The sequence below is a fragment of the Lentilactobacillus hilgardii DSM 20176 = ATCC 8290 genome (genome assembly GCF_000159315.1).
Taxonomy (GTDB): Bacteria; Bacillota; Bacilli; order Lactobacillales; family Lactobacillaceae; genus Lentilactobacillus; species Lentilactobacillus hilgardii.
The window spans coordinates 360,020-363,947 of sequence record NZ_GG669993.1 but is presented as its reverse complement, the minus strand read 5'-3'; the positions used below and the strand labels follow the sequence as shown (position 1 = coordinate 363,947).

At 35.8% G+C, this 3,928-nt stretch carries 4 protein-coding genes; 1 reads left to right on the top strand and 3 read right to left on the bottom strand.

Annotated elements, in window-relative coordinates:
* Positions 1-540 precede the first annotated feature (540 nt).
* Positions 541-1,407 (top strand): LicD family protein, encoded by an 867-nt coding sequence (locus HMPREF0519_RS05810; RefSeq protein ID WP_004561525.1) that lies wholly within the window; start codon positions 541-543, stop codon positions 1,405-1,407.
* A 199-nt stretch (positions 1,408-1,606) separates the two neighbouring features.
* Here HMPREF0519_RS05810 and HMPREF0519_RS05805 read toward each other — a convergent pair whose 3' ends face one another.
* The 3 genes from HMPREF0519_RS05805 to HMPREF0519_RS05795 form a co-directional block, all read right to left on the bottom strand.
* Positions 1,607-2,494 (bottom strand): quinone oxidoreductase family protein, encoded by an 888-nt coding sequence (locus tag HMPREF0519_RS05805; protein WP_004561524.1) that lies wholly within the window; start codon positions 2,492-2,494, stop codon positions 1,607-1,609.
* Positions 2,495-2,597: 103 nt separating this feature from the next.
* The gene (locus tag HMPREF0519_RS05800; protein WP_004561523.1) at positions 2,598-3,047 is read right to left on the bottom strand and encodes a GNAT family N-acetyltransferase; all 450 of its coding nucleotides are present in this window, start codon (positions 3,045-3,047) and stop codon (positions 2,598-2,600) included.
* Positions 3,048-3,170: 123 nt separating this feature from the next.
* A complete protein-coding gene (locus HMPREF0519_RS05795; RefSeq protein ID WP_050768663.1) occupies positions 3,171-3,908 on the bottom strand; it encodes an N-formylglutamate amidohydrolase in 738 nt (245 codons plus the stop codon).
* Positions 3,909-3,928: the final 20 nt, after the last annotated feature.

The following is a 3,928-nucleotide window of genomic DNA, read 5'->3' as shown; positions in this document are numbered from 1 at the left end:
GGCATTGTATAAGTCATAGTCACCGGTTAAGCCGGATAAGATATCATTAATGGTCTGTTGCTGATCCATGACCCATACAAGAGCACCGTTTCAAATGGTGCATATACTAACACCCATAGTTCCACTAATAAAGAGGATCCTTTTTAGTTTCATTAAATGAACCTCCCGAATGAGTTTAGTTAGCAACTGCTCGGTGATTGGATAAAGTGACATAAAAAGGGCATTACCAGACAGTCGACCGTGTATCAATCATACAGGGCGGATAAATATTTGTAAAAAACGGTAACGCATGATCATTATTAAGTTGGTAAGAACACGGAATTTAACAGGAGTACCCCCGTTATTTATTTATATAACTTAATAAAATACCGGTTTTATTAAGTTATATTATAACACAAATTTTACGTTATTTTGTATATTTACAAACCAAATGTTTGACCTCAACCCCAAAACTCAATAGAATAATATAGACGAACAAAAAATAGTCAAAAGAGGTTTTTAGATGAAATAAGGATCAAAAAAATAAGGGGGGGCTTTCATATGATGGTTGATATGAAGCAAATTCACGGAATTCAATTAGACATTTTGAAGAAAGTAGCACATTTGAGTTCCAAACACCATATCAAATATTTTATGACTGGAGGCTCCGCAATCGGTGCTGTCCGTCATCAAGGATTTATACCTTGGGATGACGATATTGATATTGGATTCACTCGACATGATTTTGAAAAGTTTCTCCAAGTTGCACCAACGGAATTAAAGTCTACAGAATATTTTGTCGAAGAAAATCGTTTAAATCCGATTTACGAATATGATTTTGCTAAAGTGATGTCTAAAGGCACAAGAATTTTGGAACGTGGCCGTGAAGAAGCGAAATCTCAAAATGGCATTTTTATTGATGTTTTTCCATTTGATAAAATGCCTGCGGGAAAACGTCAGCAAATTGCCCAAAAACAGATACTGCAAGGCATCTTAAAAGAAATTCGGCGGCGGTTTTATCCGGACTTGTATCCAGATATGTCTTTGGATACAAAGTATGCATCCATGACTTTGGAACAGCTTTATGAACTAAGATTGCAAATAATGACCAAATATGATGATCGTCCGGATCTTACTTACGTGAATCTATCATCACCATATGAATATGGTAAAGAAAGAATTCTGCCAAACGAAATTCATCAATTTACTAAAATGAAATTTGAGGATTTGACAGTTCCGGTATTATCCGCGTATGATTCATATTTGACTCGTTTGTATGGTAACTATATGAAGTTGCCACCGGTTGAGAAACGCATTCAGCGTCATATTTTAAGAGCATCGGTTGACGGTCCACAAGTTTTGCCTGAGGACGAGCCGGATGGCCAGCGGAAAATCCGGCCAAATGGATTTGAAGCTGAAGCTGGCTAAGTATATAATTTGAAATGATGACTTAACGTTAAAAATATTCTAGAAGCGTCAGATAGTTTTGAGTCATTTAAGACTATCTTGGCGTTTCTTTTCGTTTTAGTACTTACTTCGTATAATGTATATTATGTAAAGTAGCATATAATTTAAAGATCCCACTCTCTAAAATGCCACCTCCCTTTAAATTAAAGCAAAAAAATCCCTATAAATTCATATCCAAGTGTCCACTAGCTGCATAATCAAATACTAATGGTAAATTGTTCCTTAAATAGTTTTGAAAAACATTGGACGAAAAACTGCCAATGCCGGATCCAATTAACTCAATGTCCTTACTTCTAAAAATTTGCGAAGATAATTGGATATCCGAACCTGCCATGCCACCAACTGTAATATATTTTAAATGTTTCGCCAGTTTTATTTTCCTGAACGCATCAAATATCACTTCGGCTGGATGTCCCCAAAGATAATCAATCACGATATCAAATGGTGCTTCGCTGTATGCTGAAACGACATTTTTTACAATTTGTTCATCGGGTTCATTAATTAAAATTGTTTTATCGGCACCAATTGTTTTTAAGTGGTCAAGAATTTTACTATTTCTACCGGTTGCAATAATTTTAGAGGCACCGTGAAATTTGGCTAACTGAACGGCCATCATACCCGTAGCGCCGGTTGCACCATTAACAAAAACAACATCACCCTGCTTTATTTTGCCTTTTTCAATTAAGGCAAGATCAGAACCCATTAAAGCGTTTGGTAAAGCAGCGGCTTTGACACTATCTAATCCATTAGGCAATTTAATAAAATTTTGTTTATCGATAATTGCCCTTTCTGCCATCATGCCCGTGAGGCCCATTGCGTAAATCCTAGTGCCATCATCAAGTTCGGCAACACCATCCATTCCCATTACCGCCGGCAACGGGTCAAAGTTCGTATAATGTTTACCGGCAGCTTTGCTAATATCTAATTGTTTAATAGACGACGCCTTTGGTGAAACCATGAGCTGATGATCGTTCATCACTTTTGGCTCAGCAAAATCTTGATATTCAGGAACGTTTCCATAGTTGGTTAAAACAGCAGCTTTCATCATTTTGGCACCTCATTAAATTATTTTCGATGATTTTAACACGTCTACTCGCACTGTTCAATCCCAAAGCGTTATCAATATTAAGGTTAAAAAATTATCATTATGTTTAAATAATTCGGTCATAGGTGTCAACGTCCAGACGCTTACTGAATTGTAAACTTTTCCAGAATAATTCACCTTCATGATTATTTTTCATAACAATAATTGATATTTTTTGAATACCAACCTCTTTTAATTGTTTAATCACCAAGTTAACTAATTTAGTGGCAATTCCAGTGTGCTGAACTTCTCTTGCAACCGCCAAATGATAGATTCTACCTCTACGACCATCAGTTGCTCCGAGGATTGTACCAATTAATTGATTATCTTTCTCAGCGACAAAGCAAAAGCCCGGATTGAATTTGATTAATCTACTGATTTCCTCAAAACTGTCATCAAAATCACGTAAATTCATTCCTGGCGTCTTTTGCCAAAGTTTGTATGCGTCGGGATAATCCTCCGCAACCATTTTACGAATGCAAACTAATTGATCCTCTTGATCTTCCTTTTCTGCCATTTTATAATTACACAATTCCTTCCATTTAACTCGTTAATTCGCTATTGAGCCCAATTAATTAAAGAATAATTGACCGTTATCCAGATCAGATGCCAAAGCTTTAAAAACTTGTTGGAGTTGTAGCTAGGCATGGTTAAATATTATCGGGTCCCAATGAGTAAGGATTTCTTCATCAAAATACCGATCCTCAATATACTTCTTGTATCTTAACTCAATTTGAATTGAGAAAATACCCTTTTGACTACCATAATGACGAGTAATATAACCACCGCGAAATGGAAAATTATTAGCAACCGAATATTGCCTTTGGTTAAAAAGCCTTTGAAAGTAATTAAACGTCTTTTTTGAAGTTGTTCGATTAAAATCGTTTCCTAAAACAATATCGGCTGTTGGATTTGGTGATGGATGCGTGTATTCTGCAAAACTGTGTAAATCGATTAATAAAGCACTACCAAAAACGTTTCTTTTGTTTTCCAAAAGTTGTTGCAACTGATCATGATACGGTTGATAAAAGCTTATAAGTCGATTATTGATTTCGGTACTTGTTAAAGGTCGTTTGTATAATGGATGACCGAATGTGTTCTTGGCATATACAAGATGATAATAGTCCCCAGTCAAGTCTTCACTGGGATCACGATTTGGGTCAATTAAATACCGGTTTAAGTTATTCTCAATTACCGTGAATTCCATTTCAGGTAAAAAATGATAGAGTTCTTTTAAAAACCAATCCGTGTTAGCCAAGATGGCATTTGGCAGCAAAGCTTTTGTCATTTCATTTGTGATTCTTGTACCGCTATGTGGTAAATCTATCACAACTGGGAATCGATTAAGTGTTCCATTATAAATATGGTAATTTTTCACCACTCGTCACCTGATTTATT

Bases quoted from the DNA above. Each gene is read 5' to 3' on its own strand.
- HMPREF0519_RS05805 (WP_004561524.1), bottom strand. From the start codon at position 2,494: ATGATGAAAGCTGCTGTTTTAACCAACTATGGAAACGTTCCTGAATAT.
- HMPREF0519_RS05810 (WP_004561525.1), top strand. From the start codon at position 541: ATGATGGTTGATATGAAGCAAATTCACGGAATTCAATTAGACATTTTG.
- HMPREF0519_RS05800 (WP_004561523.1), bottom strand. From the start codon at position 3,047: ATGGCAGAAAAGGAAGATCAAGAGGATCAATTAGTTTGCATTCGTAAA.